This window comes from Roseovarius mucosus DSM 17069, from assembly GCF_000768555.3.
Lineage (GTDB): Bacteria > Pseudomonadota > Alphaproteobacteria > Rhodobacterales > Rhodobacteraceae > Roseovarius > Roseovarius mucosus.
Genome location: NZ_KN293977.1, coordinates 119,901 through 138,749, shown reverse-complemented (window position 1 = coordinate 138,749; position 18,849 = coordinate 119,901). Strand labels below are relative to the sequence as shown.

General features: G+C 60.4%; 12 protein-coding genes and 1 tRNA gene. 1 reads left to right on the top strand and 12 read right to left on the bottom strand.

Annotated elements, in window-relative coordinates; genetic code table 11:
* Complete coding sequence (locus tag ROSMUC_RS06165; protein WP_037270701.1) at positions 1–2,037, top strand: dipeptide ABC transporter ATP-binding protein; 2,037 nt, start codon at positions 1–3, stop codon at positions 2,035–2,037.
* A gap of 94 nt (positions 2,038–2,131) precedes the next feature.
* On the opposite strand, the gene rpoC is transcribed toward ROSMUC_RS06165, so the two are convergent.
* The 12 genes from rpoC to ROSMUC_RS06105 all read right to left on the bottom strand — a co-directional run bounded on the left by rpoC (position 2,132) and on the right by ROSMUC_RS06105 (position 18,719).
* On the bottom strand, positions 2,132–6,379 hold the full coding sequence (rpoC, locus tag ROSMUC_RS06160) for a DNA-directed RNA polymerase subunit beta' (protein ID WP_037270700.1): 4,248 nt from the start codon (positions 6,377–6,379) through the stop codon (positions 2,132–2,134).
* A gap of 95 nt (positions 6,380–6,474) precedes the next feature.
* Entirely contained in the window at positions 6,475–10,611 is a 4,137-nt protein-coding gene (gene rpoB / locus ROSMUC_RS06155; protein WP_037270698.1) for a DNA-directed RNA polymerase subunit beta, read from the bottom strand.
* 242 nt (positions 10,612–10,853) lie between these two features.
* Positions 10,854–11,234: a 50S ribosomal protein L7/L12 gene (gene rplL / locus ROSMUC_RS06150; RefSeq protein ID WP_037242491.1), complete on the bottom strand. Its 381-nt coding sequence runs from the start codon at positions 11,232–11,234 to the stop codon at positions 10,854–10,856.
* A gap of 75 nt (positions 11,235–11,309) precedes the next feature.
* Positions 11,310–11,828: a 50S ribosomal protein L10 gene (rplJ, locus tag ROSMUC_RS06145; protein ID WP_037270697.1), complete on the bottom strand. Its 519-nt coding sequence runs from the start codon at positions 11,826–11,828 to the stop codon at positions 11,310–11,312.
* Positions 11,829–12,082: 254 nt separating this feature from the next.
* Positions 12,083–12,781 carry a 50S ribosomal protein L1 gene (gene rplA, locus ROSMUC_RS06140; RefSeq protein WP_037270694.1) on the bottom strand — a complete coding sequence of 233 codons (699 nt, stop codon included), beginning with the start codon at positions 12,779–12,781 and terminating at the stop codon, positions 12,083–12,085.
* Position 12,782: 1 nt separating this feature from the next.
* Positions 12,783–13,208, bottom strand: a complete 426-nt coding sequence (rplK, locus tag ROSMUC_RS06135) for a 50S ribosomal protein L11 (RefSeq protein ID WP_037270691.1) — start codon at positions 13,206–13,208, stop codon at positions 12,783–12,785.
* A 141-nt stretch (positions 13,209–13,349) separates the two neighbouring features.
* Complete coding sequence (gene nusG, locus ROSMUC_RS06130) at positions 13,350–13,883, bottom strand: transcription termination/antitermination protein NusG (RefSeq protein ID WP_037270689.1); 534 nt, start codon at positions 13,881–13,883, stop codon at positions 13,350–13,352.
* A gap of 191 nt (positions 13,884–14,074) precedes the next feature.
* A complete protein-coding gene (gene secE / locus ROSMUC_RS06125; RefSeq protein ID WP_037270687.1) occupies positions 14,075–14,272 on the bottom strand; it encodes a preprotein translocase subunit SecE in 198 nt (65 codons plus the stop codon).
* 96 nt (positions 14,273–14,368) lie between these two features.
* Positions 14,369–14,833: a hypothetical protein gene (locus ROSMUC_RS06120; RefSeq protein ID WP_245875127.1), complete on the bottom strand. Its 465-nt coding sequence runs from the start codon at positions 14,831–14,833 to the stop codon at positions 14,369–14,371.
* A 354-nt stretch (positions 14,834–15,187) separates the two neighbouring features.
* Positions 15,188–15,263 (bottom strand) — tRNA-Trp (locus ROSMUC_RS06115).
* Positions 15,264–15,348: 85 nt separating this feature from the next.
* The gene (locus ROSMUC_RS06110) at positions 15,349–16,587 is read right to left on the bottom strand and encodes a CoA transferase (protein ID WP_037270682.1); all 1,239 of its coding nucleotides are present in this window, start codon (positions 16,585–16,587) and stop codon (positions 15,349–15,351) included.
* Positions 16,588–16,871: 284 nt separating this feature from the next.
* Positions 16,872–18,719, bottom strand: coding sequence for an ABC transporter ATP-binding protein (locus tag ROSMUC_RS06105; RefSeq protein ID WP_037270678.1), 1,848 nt, complete (start codon positions 18,717–18,719; stop codon positions 16,872–16,874).
* Positions 18,720–18,849 lie beyond the last annotated feature (130 nt).

Sequence of the window (18,849 nt, the reverse complement as noted above, 5' to 3'; positions counted from 1 at the left end):
ATGAGCGGTCCCCCCCTTCTCGACATTCGCAAGCTCTGCATCGGATTTCGCGGGCGATCCGGACGCATCCTGCCTGTGCTGCATGAAGTCGATTTGACGGTCTGTCGCGGAGAGAGCCTTGGAATCGTTGGGGAAAGTGGATCTGGAAAGAGCACACTTGCACTGGCGGCCATGGGCTATCTCAGGCACGGGCTCGTCAGGCTGTCCGGCGAAGTGATCTATAACGGCTCCGATACCTTTGCCCTATCCGCGCAAGAACTGTCGAAGGTTCGCGGCGGGCAACTGGGCCTTATTCCGCAAAATTCCGGACAGGCCCTAACCCCAACCCTGCGTATCGGGAAGCAAATCAATGAGGCCCTGCGCCTGCATTGCGACCTGCCAGAGAGCACGTATGCGGCACGGGCGCTGGACCTTCTGACCCAAGTGCGCCTGCCCGACCCCCAAGCAATCCTGCGCCGCTACCCGCATGAATTGTCGGGCGGCCAGCAACAGCGCGTTGCCATCGCCATGGCCCTCGCCGGAGAGCCGGACGCGCTCTTGCTGGATGAACCGACTACCGGCCTTGATGTCACGACGCAGGCGCATATCCTTGACTTGCTGCGCGATCTGGCGCGCGCGCGCAATATGGCCATGGTCTATGTCAGCCACGATCTGGGCGTCATCGCGCGGGTCTGCGACCGGGTTCAGGTGCTCTATGCCGGGGAAACCGTGCTGACAGGACCAACACGGAGCGTGCTCAGCCACCCTGCGCACCCCTATGCCCGGGGCCTGTTGGCCTCGATCCCCCGACTTGGCGACAGCACGCTACCACGGGCGTTGGAGGGACGACCACCGGGACCCGAAACCGCCCGAGTGGGCTGTGCCTTTGCGCCGCGCTGCGCCATGGCAACCGAGACCTGTCAAACCACCCGCCCACTTATGGTGCCGGGTGCGGCGGATCAAATGACACGCTGTCATTACCCCGACCAAGTGGCGAGAATGCGCGCCGGACATGCCGGCGCGGCGCTGACCTGCTGCTCTGCTGACAGTCCGCTTACCCTCTCACTCGACAGCCTCGCGATCTGCTACGAGCGTCCCGGTTTCTTTGCGCGACTGACGGGGCAACCTGCCCCGCCCGCGACGGTAGATGGGATCACGCTTGACCTTCGGCGCGGCGAGACTTTGGGGTTGGTGGGCGAGTCCGGCAGTGGCAAATCCACCATCCTGAAATCCATCGCCGGTCTCTTGGCCCCCGCCAAGGGCCGGATCAGCCTTGGCGATGGAACTGCACTGCCTTCTTTGGCTGAAGACCGCCGCCCCGATCAGTTGCGGCGCATTCAGATGATTTTCCAGAACCCCGACGACAGCCTCAATCCCCGCCAAACGGTTGGCGAGATATTGGCCCAACCCCTGCGGCTCTATTTCGGGCTCAAGGATCACGCACTGCGCGACCGTGCCGCCGAACTGCTAGAAACGGTGCGCCTCGGCGCGCATTACCTTGACCGCCGCCCGGGGCAGCTTTCGGGCGGCGAGAAACAGCGCGTAGCGGTGGCACGCGCCTTTGCCGCAGGGCCGGACATCGTGCTCTGCGACGAGATCACCTCGGCGCTCGATGTCTCGGTGCAGGCGGCAGTTCTGGAATTGCTGAACGATCTCAAAGGGCTACATGGCACAGCCTTTGTATTTGTCAGCCATGATCTGACTGTGGTTCGGGCGCTTTCAGACAGGGTTGCCGTGCTCTATCAAGGGCGGATATGCGAAATGGGACCGGCAGCAGCGGTCTATGCGCAGCCCTCGCACCCCTACACCGAGGCGCTTTTGGGTGCAGTTCTAGAGCCTGATCCGGATCAGGTTTCTCGGCTTTTGGCCGAGGATGCGGTGGAGCTTTCACCACCTGCGCGCGGCTGTCCTTTCCAGCGGCGCTGCCCGGTCAAGCGTGGCACGGTCTGCGAAACAGACGCCCCGCCCGCACAAGAGGCCGGGGACGGCCATGTGATCCATTGCCATATCCCGCTGGACGAGCTGCGCGGTTTGGGACAGCAAGCCCAGAACTCTTGAAACGGTTTCCAGTCTTTTTCACTGAAAAACCGATCACCTCAACAGAAAAAGCCCGGCCAACAGGCCGGGCTTTTCCATATCTTGTGCGCAATCCTTACTGATCGCGGCTCTCCGGGGTTTCGACAAAATTGTCGAATTCATCCCCGCCAACCACGTCATTGTCGATCACCGGGGCCGCCAGAGCAGCGGCCGCCGCCGCCTCTTCCTGACGGGCCTCAATCACGATGCTGTCGCGCGCTGTCGCAATACGCCGCATTTCCTGGGTTGCCCCACCCGTGCCCGCCGGGATCAGGCGGCCCACGATGACGTTCTCCTTGAGACCCACCAGCTTGTCGCGCTTGCCCTGAACCGAGGCCTCGGTGAGCACGCGGGTGGTTTCCTGGAAGGACGCCGCCGAGATGAACGACCGGGTCTGCAGCGATGCCTTCGTGATCCCGAGAAGAATCGGCTCGCCCGATGCCGGACGCCCGCCCTTGGCCTCTGCCTTGGCATTGGCCTCGTCAAACTCAACCTTGTCAACATGCTCGCCCTTGAGCAGCGTGGTATCGCCAGAGTCCTGGATTTCCCACTTTTGCAGCATTTGACGCACGATGACTTCGATATGCTTGTCGTTGATCTTCACGCCCTGCAGACGGTAAACCTCCTGCACCTCGTCGATCATGTAATTTGCAAGCGCTTCGACACCCATGATGGCGAGAATGTCATGCGGCGCGGGGTTGCCGTCCATGATGTAATCGCCCTTCTGGACATAGTCACCCTCCTGCACCGGAATGTGCTTGCCCTTGGGCACCATGTACTCCACGGGCTCAAGGCTCTCGTCTGTGGGTTCGATGGTAACGCGACGCTTGTTCTTGTAGTCGCGGCCATAGCGGACATACCCGTCGATTTCCGCAATGATGGCGTGATCCTTGGGGCGGCGTGCCTCAAAGAGTTCGGCCACACGCGGCAGACCGCCGGTGATGTCCTTGGTCTTGCCACCCTCGCGCGGGATACGCGCGATCACGTCGCCGGCTTGCACCTGCTGACCTTCTTCAACCGAGAGAATGGCATCCACAGACATCGGATAGGTCACAGGATTGCCCGCGTCATTGCGCATCGGCTCACCGTCGTCGCCAATGATGAACACCTCGGGCTTCAGTTCGTTACCGCGAGGCGCTGCGCGCCAGTCGGTCACGATCTTTTGGGTCATGCCTGTGGCTTCGTCGGTCACGTCACGCACCGAGACCCCCGAGGTCAGGTCCACGAACTTCGCGGTGCCTGATTTCTCGGCGAGGATCGGCAGGGTATAGGGATCCCACTCGAACAGTTTCTGACCGCGCGTGACTTTGGCCCCTTCCTTCACAAAGAGCTTGGTGCCGTAACCGACCTTGTGGTTGGCAAGCTCAACACCCTTGTCGCCCATGATCCGGATTTTCATGTTCCGGCCCATAACGAGGGTCTCGCCATTGGCGTTCTCCAGCGTCTGGGGTTGATCATAGGTGATCGTGCCCTCTTGGCTCGCCTCAAGGAAGGACTGTTGCCCCCCCTGTGCCACGCCGCCGATGTGGAAGGTCCGCATCGTAAGCTGCGTGCCGGGCTCGCCAATCGACTGAGCGGCGATGATGCCGACCGCTTCGCCGATGTTGACCATGGTGCCGCGCGCAAGGTCACGACCATAGCACATGGCGCAAACGCCATCCTCGGCCTCGCAGGTCAGCGGCGAGCGCAGACGTACGGTTTGCACCGCCGCCTCTTCCAACGAATCCGCCATACGCTCGTCGATGAGTTGACCCTTGGCAATCAAGACCGCATCGCTGATCGGATCAAAGATATCCTCTGCCGCAACACGGCCAAGGCAACGCTCTGCCAAAGAGGCCACAACTTCGCCGTCGTTTACCGCCGCTTCGACCGTGACCGCGCGCTCGGTGCCGCAATCATGCTCGCGCACGATGCAGTCCTGCGCCACGTCCACCAGACGTCGGGTCAGATACCCCGAGTTTGCGGTTTTGAGAGCGGTATCCGACAGACCCTTACGGGCCCCGTGGGTCGAGTTGAAATATTCGAGAACCGTCAGACCTTCCTTGAAGTTCGAGATGATCGGCGTCTCGATGATGTCGCCGTTCGGCTTGGCCATCAGGCCACGCATGCCGCCCAACTGCTTCATCTGCGTGACAGACCCCCGCGCGCCCGAATGCGCCATCATGTAGACGCTGTTAGGCTCGCGCACGGCACCGTTCTCGTCGCGCACCTCGGCGGAGATGGTGGACATCATGGCCTCGGTGACCTGATCGTTACACTTCGACCAGGCATCGACGACCTTGTTGTACTTTTCACCTTGGGTGATCAGGCCGTCCATATACTGCTGCTCAAAGCCTTTGACTTGGGTGCGAGTCTCTTCGACGATCCCCCACTTGTTGTCCGGAACGACCATGTCATCCTTGCCAAAGGAAATGCCCGCCTTGAACGCTTCACGGAAGCCGAGGGTCATGATCTGGTCGCAGAAAATGACGCTCTCTTTCTGACCGCAATAACGATAGACGGTGTCGATGACCTGCTGCACCTCTTTCTTGCGCAACAGACGGTTGACAAGGCTAAAGGGCGCCTTGGCATTCTGCGGCAGAAGCGCACCGAGACGCGCGCGGCCCGGTGTGGTGACAACGCGCACCATGACCTCGTTGCCATGCTCATCGATCTGCGGCACTCGCACGGTTACCTTGGCGTGCAGATGTACCTCGCCCGCGTCAAGCGCATGCTGCACCTCACCCAAGGACGAGAACACCATCCCTTCACCCTTCATCCCGTCGCGCTGCAGCGTGACGTAATAGAGGCCAAGGATCATATCCTGCGACGGGACGATGATCGGCGCGCCGTTGGCGGGCGACAGCACGTTATTGGTGGACATCATCAACACGCGCGCTTCCAACTGGGCCTCAAGGCTCAGCGGAACGTGCACGGCCATCTGGTCTCCGTCAAAGTCGGCGTTGAAGGCCGAACAAACCAGCGGGTGAAGCTGGATGGCCTTGCCTTCGATCAATACCGGCTCGAACGCCTGGATACCCAAGCGGTGCAGCGTCGGCGCACGGTTCAGCATCACGGGATGCTCGCGGATCACCTCATCCAGAATATCCCAAACCTCGGGACGCTCTTTTTCCACCAGCTTCTTGGCCTGTTTCACGGTGCTCGACAGACCCTTGGCCTCAAGCCGCGAATAGATAAAGGGCTTGAAGAGCTCGAGCGCCATCTTCTTGGGCAGGCCGCACTGATGCAGCTTGAGTTCAGGACCGGTCACGATCACCGAACGACCCGAGAAGTCGACCCGCTTACCCAGAAGGTTCTGACGGAAGCGCCCCTGCTTGCCCTTAAGCATGTCCGAGAGCGATTTAAGCGGGCGCTTGTTCGCGCCGGTGATCACCCGGCCACGACGACCGTTGTCAAAGAGCGCATCCACCGATTCCTGCAACATGCGCTTTTCGTTTCGCACGATGATATCGGGCGCGCGAAGCTCAATGAGCCGCTTGAGGCGGTTGTTCCGGTTGATCACCCGGCGATAGAGGTCGTTGAGATCCGAGGTGGCAAAACGGCCCCCATCCAGCGGCACCAGAGGGCGCAATTCTGGCGGAATGACCGGGATCACCGTCATCACCATCCATTCCGGGCGGTTGCCGGATTCGATGAAGGATTCCACCACCTTGAGGCGCTTGATGATCTTCTTGGGCTTCAGTTCGCCCGTGGCTTCCTTGAGGTCGGCGCGCAGTTGCTCGGCCTCGGCCTCGAGATCGATGTTCTGGAGCATCTCACGGATCGCCTCGGCGCCGATATTGGCGGTAAAGGCGTCCATGCCATAGGCATCCTGCGCATCCATGAACTCTTCTTCGGTCAGCATCTGACCATAGGTCAGATCGGTCAGACCGGGCTCGATCACCACATAGTTTTCGAAATAGAGCACCCGCTCCAGATCACGCAGCGTCATGTCCAGCATAAGACCGATGCGCGACGGTAGCGATTTCAGGAACCAGATATGGGCGCAGGGTGCGGCCAGCTCGATATGGCCCATACGCTCGCGACGGACTTTTTGCAGCGTGACTTCAACGCCGCATTTCTCGCAGACAACGCCGCGATATTTCATGCGCTTGTATTTGCCGCAGAGGCATTCGTAATCCTTGATCGGGCCAAAGATACGCGCGCAGAAGAGACCGTCACGCTCAGGCTTGAACGTGCGATAGTTGATGGTCTCGGGCTTCTTGATCTCGCCGTAAGACCAGCTGAGGATACGCTCCGGGCTGGCAAGGCTGACCTTGATTTCGTCGAACACCTTGGCCGGTGCCACAGGGTTGAACGGGTTGTTTGTCAGTTCCTGGTTCATCTTAAAATCCTTAGAGGCTGGCAGTGGAAAGAGTTGCAACGCCGTTTTCTTGAAAAGAAAACGGACCGGACCCTTTCAAAGGGTCCGGCGCGCGCTTACTCGTCTTCCTCCGCATCCAGGAGTTCCATGTTGAGGCCAAGGCCCCGGACCTCTTTGACAAGAACGTTGAACGATTCCGGGATACCGGCCTCGAAATTGTCCTCGCCCTTGACGATGCTCTCATAGACCTTGGTCCGGCCAGCCACGTCGTCCGACTTGACCGTCAGCATCTCTTGCAGGGTGTAGGCGGCACCATAGGCTTCGAGTGCCCAGACCTCCATTTCCCCGAACCGCTGGCCGCCGAACTGGGCCTTACCACCCAGAGGCTGCTGCGTGACAAGGCTGTAAGGTCCGGTCGAGCGTGCGTGGATCTTGTCATCGACAAGGTGATGCAGCTTGAGCAGATACTTGATGCCCACGGTCACAGGGCGCGAAAACTGCTCGCCCGTGCGCCCGTCAAACAGCACCGACTGACCGCTCGTGTCGAACCCGGCACGCCGCAGCGCGTCGTTGACATCCGCCTCTTTCGCCCCGTCAAAGACCGGGGTGGCAATCGGCACACCGCGCGTGACGGTGCCGGCGGACTCGACCAGAGCGGTCTCATCCATGCCTTCGATGCCTTCGGCATAGACGTCATCGCCATAGGCAATGCGCATCGCCTCGCGCACAGGGGTCAGATCGCCAGAACGGCGGTAGTCCTGCAACGCTTCGTCGATCTTGAGACCGAGCGACCGCGCGGCCCATCCCATGTGGGTCTCCAGAATCTGCCCAACGTTCATCCGGCTCGGCACGCCGAGCGGATTGAGACAGATATCGACCGGGGTGCCATCCGCAAGGAACGGCATATCCTCGATCGGGATCACCTTGGACACCACACCCTTGTTGCCGTGACGACCGGCCATCTTGTCACCCGGCTGCAGCTTGCGCTTCACCGCGATGAACACCTTGACCATCTTCATCACACCCGGCGGCAGATCATCGCCCCGGCGGACCTTCTCAACCTTGTCCTCGAACCGTGCATCCAGCGTGCGCTTTTGCGCCTCGTACTGATCATGCAGCGCCTCGACGATTTTGGCATCGGCCTCGTCCTTGAGGGCAAGTTGCCACCACTGGCCTTTGGTCAGGGTCGAGAGCAACTCTTCGGTGATGTCCGAATTGGCCTTGACGCCCTTGGGGCCCTTGACGGCAACCTTGCCGAGGATGAGCGTGCGCAGACGAGCGTAGATGTTGCGATCCAGGATCGCCAACTCGTCATCGCGGTCGCGCGCCAGACGCTCGACCTCTTCGCGCTCGATTTGGAGCGCGCGTTCGTCCTTTTCCACACCGTGGCGGTTGAACACCCGCACCTCGACGACGGTGCCGTAATCACCCGGCTTGACGCGCAAGGAGGTATCGCGCACGTCGCTGGCCTTTTCACCAAAGATGGCGCGGAGGAGTTTTTCCTCTGGCGTCATCGGGCTCTCGCCCTTGGGGGTGATCTTGCCCACGAGGATATCGCCCGGCTCCACATCGGCGCCGATATAGACGATGCCCGCTTCGTCGAGGTTACGCAGGGCTTCCTCGCCGACGTTCGGGATGTCGCGCGTGATCTCTTCCGGTCCCAGTTTGGTATCGCGGGCGGCAACCTCGAATTCCTCGATATGGATCGAGGTAAAGACGTCATCGCGCACGATCCGCTCGGAGATCAGGATCGAGTCTTCGTAGTTATAGCCGTTCCACGGCATGAAGGCCGTGATCACGTTCTTGCCAAGCGCCAATTCGCCCATATCGGTGCAAGGACCATCGGCGATGACCTCACCCTTTTGAACGGTATCGCCCACCTTGACCAGCGGCTGCTGGTTGATGCAGCTGTTCTGGTTCGAGCGCTGGAACTTGCGCATGCGGTAGATATCCACGCCCGGATCACCGATTTCCAAATCGGCCGTGGCGCGGATCACGATCCGCTGTGCATCGACCTGGTCGATCACACCGGCGCGTTTCGCCATGATGGCAGCACCGGAATCGCGGGCAACGACGCCCTCGATCCCTGTGCCGACCAGCGGCGCCTCGGCGCGCAGCGTCGGCACAGCCTGACGTTGCATGTTCGAGCCCATCAGCGCGCGGTTGGCGTCGTCATTCTCAAGGAAGGGAATGAGCGAAGCCGCGACCGACACCAGCTGCTTGGGGCTCACGTCGATCAGGTCCACGCTCTCGCGAGGGGCGAGCATGTATTCGCCCGACTGACGGGTCGAGACCAGATCGTTGACGAACCGTCCCCCCTCGTCGAGATTGGCGTTGGCCTGCGCCACGGTGTGACGCATCTCTTCCGTGGCGGACATGTATTGCACTTCGTCCGTCACCTGGCCGTTGATCACCTTGCGATAAGGCGTTTCGATAAAGCCGTATTTGTTGACCCGCGCAAAGGTCGCGAGGCTGTTGATCAGACCGATGTTCGGACCTTCTGGCGTCTCGATCGGGCACATCCGGCCATAGTGGGTCGGGTGCACGTCGCGCACCTCAAAGCCCGCGCGTTCGCGTGTCAGACCACCCGGCCCGAGCGCGGAAAGACGGCGCTTGTGGGTGACTTCCGACAGCGGGTTGGTCTGGTCCATGAACTGCGACAGCTGCGAAGAGCCGAAGAATTCACGCACCGCCGCCGCCGCCGGCTTGGCGTTGATCAGGTCCTGCGGCATCACCGTGTCGATCTCGACCGACGACATCCGCTCCTTGATCGCACGCTCCATCCGCAGCAGGCCAACGCGATACTGGTTCTCCATCAACTCACCGACAGAACGCACCCGGCGGTTGCCGAGGTGGTCGATATCGTCGATGTCGCCCTTGCCGTCCCGCAATTCCACCAGCGCCTTGACGCAGGCGACGATATCGTCGCGATCCAACGTGCGCTGAGTATCCGGCTTATCGAGATTCAGTCGCATGTTCATCTTGACCCGGCCAACGGCCGACAAGTCATAGCGTTCGGCATCAAAGAACAGCGTATCAAACAGCGCCGCCGAGGCCTCTTCGGTGGGCGGCTCGCCGGGGCGCATGACGCGGTAGATGTCCATGAGCGCGCTCTCGCGGTTCATGTTCTTGTCCGCCGCCATGGTGTTGCGGATATAGGCGCCTACGTTGATGCCGTCGATGTCGAGAACCGGAATATCGGTGATCCCGGCATCAAGCAGATCTTGAAGCGTACCCCCGGAGACTTCGCCATCCTTGCCGTACTCCAGCGTCAGCTCATCGCCCGCCTCGACATAGATCGCGCCAGTTTCCTCGTCGATGATATCGCGTGCCACGAATTTGCCGACGATATGCTCGAAGGGAACCAAGAGCTCGGTTACATTCCCCTCGTCGATCAGCTGCTTGACCGCGCGCGGTGTGATCTTCTTGCTCGCTTCAAAAATCACTTCGCCGGTGTTGGCGTCGACCAGATCATAGGTGGGGCGGGTGCCGCGGACACGCTCTGGGAAGAACTTGGTGACCCAGCCCTTTTTCTTTTTCAGCTTGTAATCTACGGTGTCGTAATAGGCATTCATGATGCCTTCTTGATCGAGACCGAGCGAATAAAGCAGCGTCGTCACCGGCAATTTGCGGCGACGGTCGATCCGGGCAAAGACGATGTCCTTGGCGTCGAATTCGAAATCGAGCCACGACCCGCGATAGGGGATGATCCGGCAGGTAAACAGCAGCTTACCCGACGAATGGGTCTTGCCCTTGTCATGATCAAAGAACACGCCGGGGCTGCGGTGCATCTGGGACACGATCACGCGCTCGGTGCCATTGACGACAAAGGTGCCATTGGGCGTCATCAGGGGCATATCGCCCATGAACACATCCTGCTCCTTGATATCCTTGACCGATTTGGCGCCGGTATCCTCGTCGATATCGAACACGATCAAACGCAGCTTGACCTTGAGCGGGGCCGCATAGGTCATATCGCGCTGCATGCACTCATCGACGTCATACTTGGGCTTTTCCAGCTCGTAGCTGACGAATTCCAGCACGCTGGTCTCGTTGAAATCCTTGATCGGGAAAACCGACTGGAAGACGCCCTTGATGCCTTCGCCGTCCTGCGGCTGAGGCTGGTCGCCGGATTTCAGGAACAGGTCATACGAGGATTTCTGAACCTCGATCAGATTCGGCATCTCCAGCACTTCGCGGATTTTGCCGTAATATCTGCGCAAGCGTTTCTGGCCAAGGAAGCTTTGAGCCATGGTCGATGTCACCTTTCATTTCTCACCGGTCGCGCGCGCTGTTGGGGCTCAGCACCGCGTCCATCCGAGACGGCTGGGTTTGATCCATTCATGGTCATCGTCCCAATGATGACCTCCCGATCGTGTAAACCTCGCCTTAGAAAAACCCCGGTTAGTGCAGGGCCTCTCTGAGACAGGTTTGGCCGGAACCGGGAAAGCCCGGATCCAGCCGCAATATCCTACCCGGGTTGCCCCGGCACGGATTACTTGATTTCGACTTCTGCGCCAGCTGCTTCCAGCTTGGCTTTGATGTCGTCGGCCTCTTCTTTCGAGACCTGCTCTTTGACAGCTTTGCCGCCAGCGTCAACCAGATCCTTGGCTTCTTTGAGGCCCAGACCGGTGATCGCACGCACTTCCTTGATCACGTTGATCTTGGACGCGCCTGCCGACTTCAGGATGACGTCGAATTCGGTCTGCTCTTCAGCATCCGATCCGCCAGCATCGCCTGCCGGGCCTGCCATCATAACAGCGCCACCGGCTGCGGGCTCAATGCCATACTCGTCCTTGAGGATGGTTTTCAGTTCTTGTGCTTCGAGAAGCGTCAGACCAACGATCTCTTCTGCCAGTTTCTTCAGATCAGCCATTTTTTGACTCTTTCCGTTCTCTAGATGTGTTCCAACGTCGGGAAGTAAACCCCTACGCAGTGATTACAGTTTGCCTTACGCAGCCTCGGCCTTTTCGATGATCGTCGAAAGGATGCCCGCGATATTGGAAGCAGGCGCGCCAATCGCACCGGCAATGTTCGAAGCAGGTGCGCCGATGCAGCCCACGATCGAAGCAATAAGCTCTTCACGCGAGGGCATTTTCGACACGGCTTCGACGCCGGCCCGGTTCAGAGCCGTGCCACCCATGGCCCCGCCAAGGATCTCGAACTTTTTGTTCGCCTTGGCAAAGTCCTCGCACACCTTGGCGGCTGCCACGGGGTCCTCGGAGAAGGTGAGCACGGTCATGCCCGTGAGATAGCTTGCAATGCTTGCGCACGGCTTGCCCTCAAGGGCGATCTTGGCGAGCTTGTTCTTGGCTACACGAACTGATGCCTCTGCCGCACGGGCGCGGGCACGCAGATCCTGCATTTCGGCAACTGTAAGACCCGCGTAGTGGGCGACCACTACAACGCCAGAGCTTTCAAAGATCTGGCCGAGTTCCTCGACCACTTTCTCTTTCTGGGCTCTATCCACAGTTTCACTCCAAATTTGGGGGTCTCCCCCCGGCTCAGTTTTTGCCGCTCCCGAAGGGTCGGCGTTCGGGTCCAAAACACGGGTCCCGAGGCCAAGATCACCCGAGGACGCAAGTCCCGGCTGGAAATCTTATCTCGTTCCCCATCTCAGGAAGGATTTATTCAAACGATCGCCTGAACCCTCCGTCTCGGACAGGACAGGACCGCAAGCGATCCTGCCGTTTGCCCCCGGACCATCGATCCGGGGGCAAATTCTTATTCGACAACGGCGCTGTTGACGTCGACTGTCACGCCTGCGCCCATGGTGGACGAAAGCGAGATTTTCTTGACATAGGTGCCCTTTGCGCCGGTCGGCTTGGCACGCTGCACGGCAGACACAAAGGCGCGCACATTCTCGGCCAGCTTGGTCGCGTCGAACGATGCCTTGCCGATTCCGGCATGCACCACACCGGCCTTTTCGGCCTTGAACTGCACTTGACCGCCCTTGGCATCCTTGACCGCTTGGGCCACATCCATCGTCACCGTCCCGATCTTGGGGTTCGGCATCAGGTTGCGCGGGCCCAGAACCTTGCCCAGACGACCCACGATCGGCATCATGTCGGGCGTGGCGATGCAGCGATCAAACTCGATCTTGCCACCTTGGATGGTTTCCATGAGATCCTCGGCACCGACGATATCGGCACCGGCGGCCTGGGCTTCATCGGCCTTGGCTCCGCGGGCGAACACGGCAACACGCACGGTCTTGCCGGTGCCATTGGGCAGGCCGACAACGCCGCGCACCATCTGGTCCGCATGGCGGGGGTCAACACCAAGGTTCATCGAGATCTCGACGGTTTCGTCGAATTTAGCGGTCGCATTACCCTTGATCAGGGCAATTGCGTCCTCGACGCTCATGTTGTCCTTGCCGTCAAAGGCTTCGCGCAGGGCGCGGGTCCGTTTTCCAAGCTTTGCCATCTTACTTCACCTCAATGCCCATAGAGCGCGCGCTGCCAAGAATGATCTGCATGGCCGCTTCGACGGAATTGGCGTTGAGATCCTTCATCTTGGCTTCGGCAATCTCGCGCACTTGCGCGATGCTGACAGTGCCGGCAGAGGCACGACCGGGGGTCTTGGAGCCGGATTGCAGCTTGGCGGCCTTTTTCAGGAAGTAAGACGCCGGCGGCGTCTTGATCGCCAGCTCGAACGATTTGTCCTGATAATAGGAAATCACGGTCGGGCACGGCGCACCCGGCTCGAGATCTGCGGTCTTGGCATTGAATGCCTTGCAGAATTCCATGATGTTGATGCCGCGCTGACCCAGTGCAGGGCCGACGGGCGGGCTTGGGTTGGCTTGCCCGGCTTTCACCTGAAGCTTGAGCGTCCCGATAAGTTTCTTGGCCATATGGCCTCTCCTTTTGGTCCAACACCATCGGGGCGCGCCCCTCTGGCTCTCGTGTTGTGTGGTGCGGTTCGGTGGCCGCGGCCACCTTGCCTCCCACGGCTCTGGCCCGGGACGCCTCTAGGCGACACCGGACAACCCCGATCACATCTGCTTTGTGACCTGAGTGAATTCAAGTTCGACCGGCGTTTCCCGGCCAAAGATCGACACCGACACCTTGAGGCGCTGGTTGTCTTCGTCCACTTCCTCGACCATGCCGTCGAAATCTTCGAACGGGCCGTCGTTGACCTTGACCCTCTCACCGATCTCGAAGTGAATCAGGGTGCGTGGGCTTTCTTCACCCTCCTGAACACGGTTCAGAATCGCATTGACCTCTGCATCCCGCATCGGCATCGGGCGCCCCTGCGGCCCCAGAAAACCGGTTACGCGATTGATCGAGCTAATCAAGTGATAGCCCCGATCCGACATTTCCATATGCACCAGCACGTAGCCGGGCATGAAACGGCGCTCGGCAGTCACTTTCTTGCCACGACGAATCTCGATCACCTCTTCAGTGGGAACCAGAACCTCGTCGATTTCGTCTTCAAGGCCGTTCTCGGTGACGGACTGTCTGATTTGCTCGGCAATTTTCTTCTCGAAATTCGAGAGAACACTGACCGAGTACCACCGCTTTGCCATCGTCGCCCTATGCCTTTGTTCTTACCGATACCAAGATCGGATTTCCGTATTCTTTCAGACCCTTGGGCCTTCGACATCTAAAACAAAAATCGGCGCGCAACACGAATCGCCGCGCGCCATGTTTCAGAGTGTGGGGTCCACTACCCCTGATTGCCTGCGAATTCAAGAGCCTGAACACGATTTTCGCCGCCTTAGCCGAACAGGCTCAGCACCCCTTGCAGCCCGCTGCGAATGCCCAAGTCAACCAGAGCAAAGAAGATCGCGGTGATCGTGGCCATTATAAAGACCATGACCGTTGTCAGCATCACCTCACGACGGGTCGGCCAAACGACCTTGGCCACTTCCGAGCGGACCTGCTGAATGAATTGAACGGGGTTCGTGCGTGCCATCTGCGCTGTCTTCTCTGAATTTGATGCTCAGCGCGACATACGCGGGCTGGCCCGCGAATTCAAGGGCAGAAGGCAACTGCCCCCTGCCCCGTATTCTCAGCGCGCCTTGGGCGCGATCCGCTCGAAGGGATCGGGACGATCAGCAAAGACATCAGGCTCTGGCTCGCGGCGCAGTCGCAGTTCAGGCAACGCGCGGCGCTGTTCCAGCAGACGCGCAATCCGGCGCGTCACACGGGTCCGCAGATGTGTCATCCGTTCCGGCCCAAAGAGGGCGTAGCCCAGAAAGACAATCCAGAACCCGATGAACATGGCAATCAACACCGGCATCGGCTGCCATAGAACCAAGGCGAACGCGGCCAGCCATCCGGCATGGCGCGGCTTCAAGCGTAGCGCGTGCGGGCGAAACTTCTTGAGGCGTGCCAGCAGATTTCCGCGCCGTTTCGGTGCTTGCGCGAGGACCGGCTGGAGATGTTCCACCGGCACGTGCGGCGCGAGGTCCGGCAACACGTGGCGGCGCGTCTTGCGCCGCTCCTCGGTCAGAATCTCGCGGATTGTGGACATCGCATTTTCCACCGCCTGCTCAGTCGAGACAGCATCAACCGGCGAACGCCCTGGAAGCTCTGGATTGTGATGCGAAAAATACGTCTTTTGGATCGGAACCCGCGGCAAATGCGTTTCCATGGCAGCTATTCCCCTGTTTCTCCCACGCCCCCACGCGGATCGGTCTCAGTCCCCCCGGACGTCGAAACCGATTAGTGGTCTTGGTGGGGCACAATTGCGGCGAAAACATGGCAAACCGACGGCGAAAAGACGGCATGTCTAAATTAAACCGCATTTGAGACCGATTTTCAGCGCTTTTGACGCGCCCGAATGTCATTCAGGACAGGGAAATCGTTCTAAGATGACAGGAAGGAATGGCAGGGGCAGCAGGGTTCGAACCCGCGACCTACGGTTTTGGAGACCGTCGCTCTACCAGCTGAGCTATACCCCTAAGGCCGAGCGCCGGATTACGCCAGCTTCGACCGGGAATCAAGCGCCCTCAGGCGGATTTCGTCGGGAAATCCATAATTTCCTGTTCACGCCGCCGGACGCGCCCCGTAGCGGGGGCTTTGGACGACGCCGCTATCGAAAAGCTGGGCAATCTCGGTGTCGCTCAGTCCGGCCACATTTCCCAAAACCTCTTCGGTATGCGCGCCAAGCTGCGGCGCAGGTCGCGGGTCTGCCCGCTCATGGGCCGAGAAAGTGGCCGGGTGCCCCGGCACCGGAAACCGACCTAAGCCCGGTTGCATCAAGAGCTTGAACATAGGATTGTCCTCACTCAGATCCGGGTCTTCGGCCAGGGCCTCGCGGACGGTGCGGAAAACGGACCACGTGAGTCCCGCCGCATCGAACGCCTCGGCGAAGCTGCTCAACGCCCGGGTCGCAAACCATGGCCGCAGGATTGCCGTGATCTCGCGCCGCAGGTGCCAGCGATTGCCCTCGTCATTGAGATCGCGCCCACTGCGTGCGGCCAGTGCCGCCATCGCCGCCTCGGTGCCTGTGGCCTTGATCAACCCGCGCCATTGCCGATGCGTGAGGCCGATCACCATGACCCGCCGCCCGCAGGCGCAGAGGAAATCCTGCCCATAGGCCCCGTAGAGCGCATTGCCCGACTTGCCGCGTTCCTTGTCATTCAGGGCGGCATCACCAATCAGGCCAAGATGACCGATGGTGGCCGCTGCCACATCCTTGAGCGAAAGTTCGACCTCCTGCCCCCTGCCTCGGCGCAGACGCTCGCGCTCTGCCGCCAAGAGGGAGGACACCACGAGATGCCCCGCCGCAATGTCCCACGCAGGCAGCGCATGCGCCACGGGTTCGGGCCAGCCCACCGGGCCAGTCATCTCGGGAATGCCCAGTGACGGATTGACCGTGTAATCCACCGCCGGGCGCCCATGCCGATCCCCCATCAGGGTGACCATTACCAGATCGGCGCGATGCTGGCTGAGGGTCTCATGATCCATCCAGCCGCGCACCCGCAGGTTTGTAAGAAATAGTCCGGCATCCTCGCCCGGAGCGGTGATGATCCGCGTCACCAGATCCTGCCCCTCGGGACGACTCATGTCTACAGCGATGGATTTTTTGCCCTTGTTCAGCCCCGCCCAAAAAAGGCTCTGACCCGAGGGGGCCAGAGGCCAACGGCCCGCATCCAGCCCGCCTCCGATGCGGTCAAAACGGATCACTTCAGCCCCCATCTGTGCCAGCGTCATCCCCGCCAGCGGCACCGCGACAAAGGCCGATCCTTCGACCACGCGCATTCCCTTGAGTATCCCGCCCATGCCGTGCCCTCCCGCGTACCGGTCTTGGCAACGCAGCGATAAGGCCACGCGCCGCTTACCTTTCAGCCTGACAGGGATTGAAATAAAGTCAAGATTTCAACAGCTTAACGGAATACAACGGTATGCCGCGCACCCTTTGCACATGCAGCAAGCTCAGCTGTGCTTGATTTTTATCGAGAATTCGTAGGCCGAGCGCGCGCCGGGCTCTTGCCGCTGCATCTGAAAAACGCATTCCACTAGCTGGAAAAGGCGCGACAGAATGACCCACCGCACCTCCTCTGCGATCAATCCATCAGGAATCCACCCGATTGCCGGGCCCAAAGACGCGCATAGAGCCCGCCTTGCGCCAGCAGCTCCGCATGTGAGCCCTCTTCGACAATCCGACCTTCATCCATGACGATCAGCCGATCCATCGCCGCGATGGTCGAGAGGCGATGTGCAATCGCAATCACGGTCTTGCCCTGCATAAGTCGGTAAAGCTGTGTCTGGATTGCCGCTTCCACTTCGGAATCGAGCGCCGATGTCGCCTCATCAAGCACCAGAAGCGGCGCATCCTTGAGCGCCGCGCGTGCAATGGCAATCCTTTGACGCTGGCCTCCCGAGAGCTTGACGCCGCGCTCGCCCACATGGGCGTCAAGGCCCCGGCGCCCGCGCGCATCCTCCAGCCCGGCAATGAACTCTGTCGCTTCGGCCAGATCGGTCGCGGCGCGGATTTCCACCTCGGTCGCATCGGGACGGCCATAGGCGATATTCTCGCGCACCGAGCGGTGCAGAAGTGCCGTGTCCTGTGTCACCACGCCAATCGCGGCGCGCAGGCTGTCTTGGCCGACCTCCGAAACATCCTGCCCGTCGATCAGAATGCGTCCACCGCTCAGGTCATGGAATCGTAGCAAGAGGTTGATGAGGGTTGATTTGCCCGCGCCCGACCGCCCAACCAGCCCCACCTTTTCCCCCGGTGCGAGCGTGAGGTCGAGACCGTCGATCACCGGGGCCTTGCGCGTGCCGCTTCGGTCGTAGACAAAGCGCACCGCCTCAAACCGCACCGCCCCCTTGTCCACCACCAACGGCGTTGCAGTCGGGCTATCCTGAACCGTGCGCGGCATTGCGAGCGTCGCCAATCCGTCGCGCGCGGTGCCAACATTCTCGAACAGGGCAGCAAATTCCCACATGATCCAGTGCGACATATTCCCAAGCCGCAGAGCGAGCGGGATGGCAACCGCAAGCGCCCCCAGATCGATCCGTCCCTGCACCCAAAGCCACAGACCAAGCCCCGTGACCGCCCCGGTCAGCAAGGCATTCAGCAGGTTGACCGACATATCCTGCACCGCCACCAACCGCATTTGCCGATACACGGTCTGCAAGAACCCATCCAAACCGGCGCGGGCATAGGCCTCTTCACGGGCGGCATGGCTAAAGAGCTTGACCGTGGCGATATTGGTATAGCTGTCAACGATACGCCCCGTCATGTCCGCGCGCGCGTGCGCCTGCTCTTGCGCCACGCGTCCCAAACGTGGCACAATCACACCAAGCAGGCTGCCATAGGCGATCGCCCAAATCGCAAAGGGCGCGGCGAGGCGGATATCCTGCGTCCCCGCAAGAACCAGCGTGCCGATGAAATAGGCAAGGATATAGACCGCTACGTCCATCAGCTTCATGACGGTTTCGCGCACAGCAAGCGACGTCTGCATAAGCCGCGTGGCGATACGACCGGCAAACTCCTCCTGAAAATAGCCCATCGACTGACCCAAGAGCCAGCGATGCCCCTGCCAGCGAATGCGCTGCGGGAAATTTCCCATGAGCGACTGATACATGATGAGCGCGCCGGTGACGCTGAGCAAGGGCAGCACGATCAAGAGCAGCACGCCCATACCACCAAGACGCGCGGCCTCTTCCCCCAGAAACCGCTCCGGCCCCAATTCCGACATGCGGTTTACCAGCGTGCCAAGATAGCCGAGCAGGATGATTTCAACGGCGGCAAAAACGGCTGAGACGACTGACATCGCGACAAGCCACGGCGCAACGGGGCGCGCATAATGCCACAAAAAGGGCCAGAACCGCGCGGGCGGCTGGCCTGGCGGAGATGCCGGATAGGCATCAATCCGTGCTTCGAAATACTGAAAAATACGCTTCATGTCCGGCTCCGAAATAGCAAGGGGGCGTGCAGTGACCCGCACGCCCCCTGTCAGTCAGGGCGGATCAGATGTTACTCGATGATCTTCGACACGACGCCGGCGCCGACGGTGCGGCCGCCTTCGCGGATGG

What these genes read in the sequence shown, in the direction of transcription:
- ROSMUC_RS06110 (WP_037270682.1), bottom strand. Translation starts at nt 16,587, where the DNA reads ATGGGCGGGATACTCAAGGGAATGCGCGTGGTCGAAGGATCGGCCTTT.
- ROSMUC_RS06120 (WP_245875127.1), bottom strand. Translation starts at nt 14,833, where the DNA reads ATGTCCACAATCCGCGAGATTCTGACCGAGGAGCGGCGCAAGACGCGC.
- rpoC (WP_037270700.1), bottom strand. Translation starts at nt 6,379, where the DNA reads ATGAACCAGGAACTGACAAACAACCCGTTCAACCCTGTGGCACCGGCC.
- ROSMUC_RS06165 (WP_037270701.1), top strand. Translation starts at nt 1, where the DNA reads ATGAGCGGTCCCCCCCTTCTCGACATTCGCAAGCTCTGCATCGGATTT.
- nusG (WP_037270689.1), bottom strand. Translation starts at nt 13,883, where the DNA reads ATGGCAAAGCGGTGGTACTCGGTCAGTGTTCTCTCGAATTTCGAGAAG.
- rpoB (WP_037270698.1), bottom strand. Translation starts at nt 10,611, where the DNA reads ATGGCTCAAAGCTTCCTTGGCCAGAAACGCTTGCGCAGATATTACGGC.
- secE (WP_037270687.1), bottom strand. Translation starts at nt 14,272, where the DNA reads ATGGCACGCACGAACCCCGTTCAATTCATTCAGCAGGTCCGCTCGGAA.
- rplL (WP_037242491.1), bottom strand. Translation starts at nt 11,234, where the DNA reads ATGGCTGATCTGAAGAAACTGGCAGAAGAGATCGTTGGTCTGACGCTT.
- rplA (WP_037270694.1), bottom strand. Translation starts at nt 12,781, where the DNA reads ATGGCAAAGCTTGGAAAACGGACCCGCGCCCTGCGCGAAGCCTTTGAC.
- ROSMUC_RS06105 (WP_037270678.1), bottom strand. Translation starts at nt 18,719, where the DNA reads ATGAAGCGTATTTTTCAGTATTTCGAAGCACGGATTGATGCCTATCCG.
- rplK (WP_037270691.1), bottom strand. Translation starts at nt 13,208, where the DNA reads ATGGCCAAGAAACTTATCGGGACGCTCAAGCTTCAGGTGAAAGCCGGG.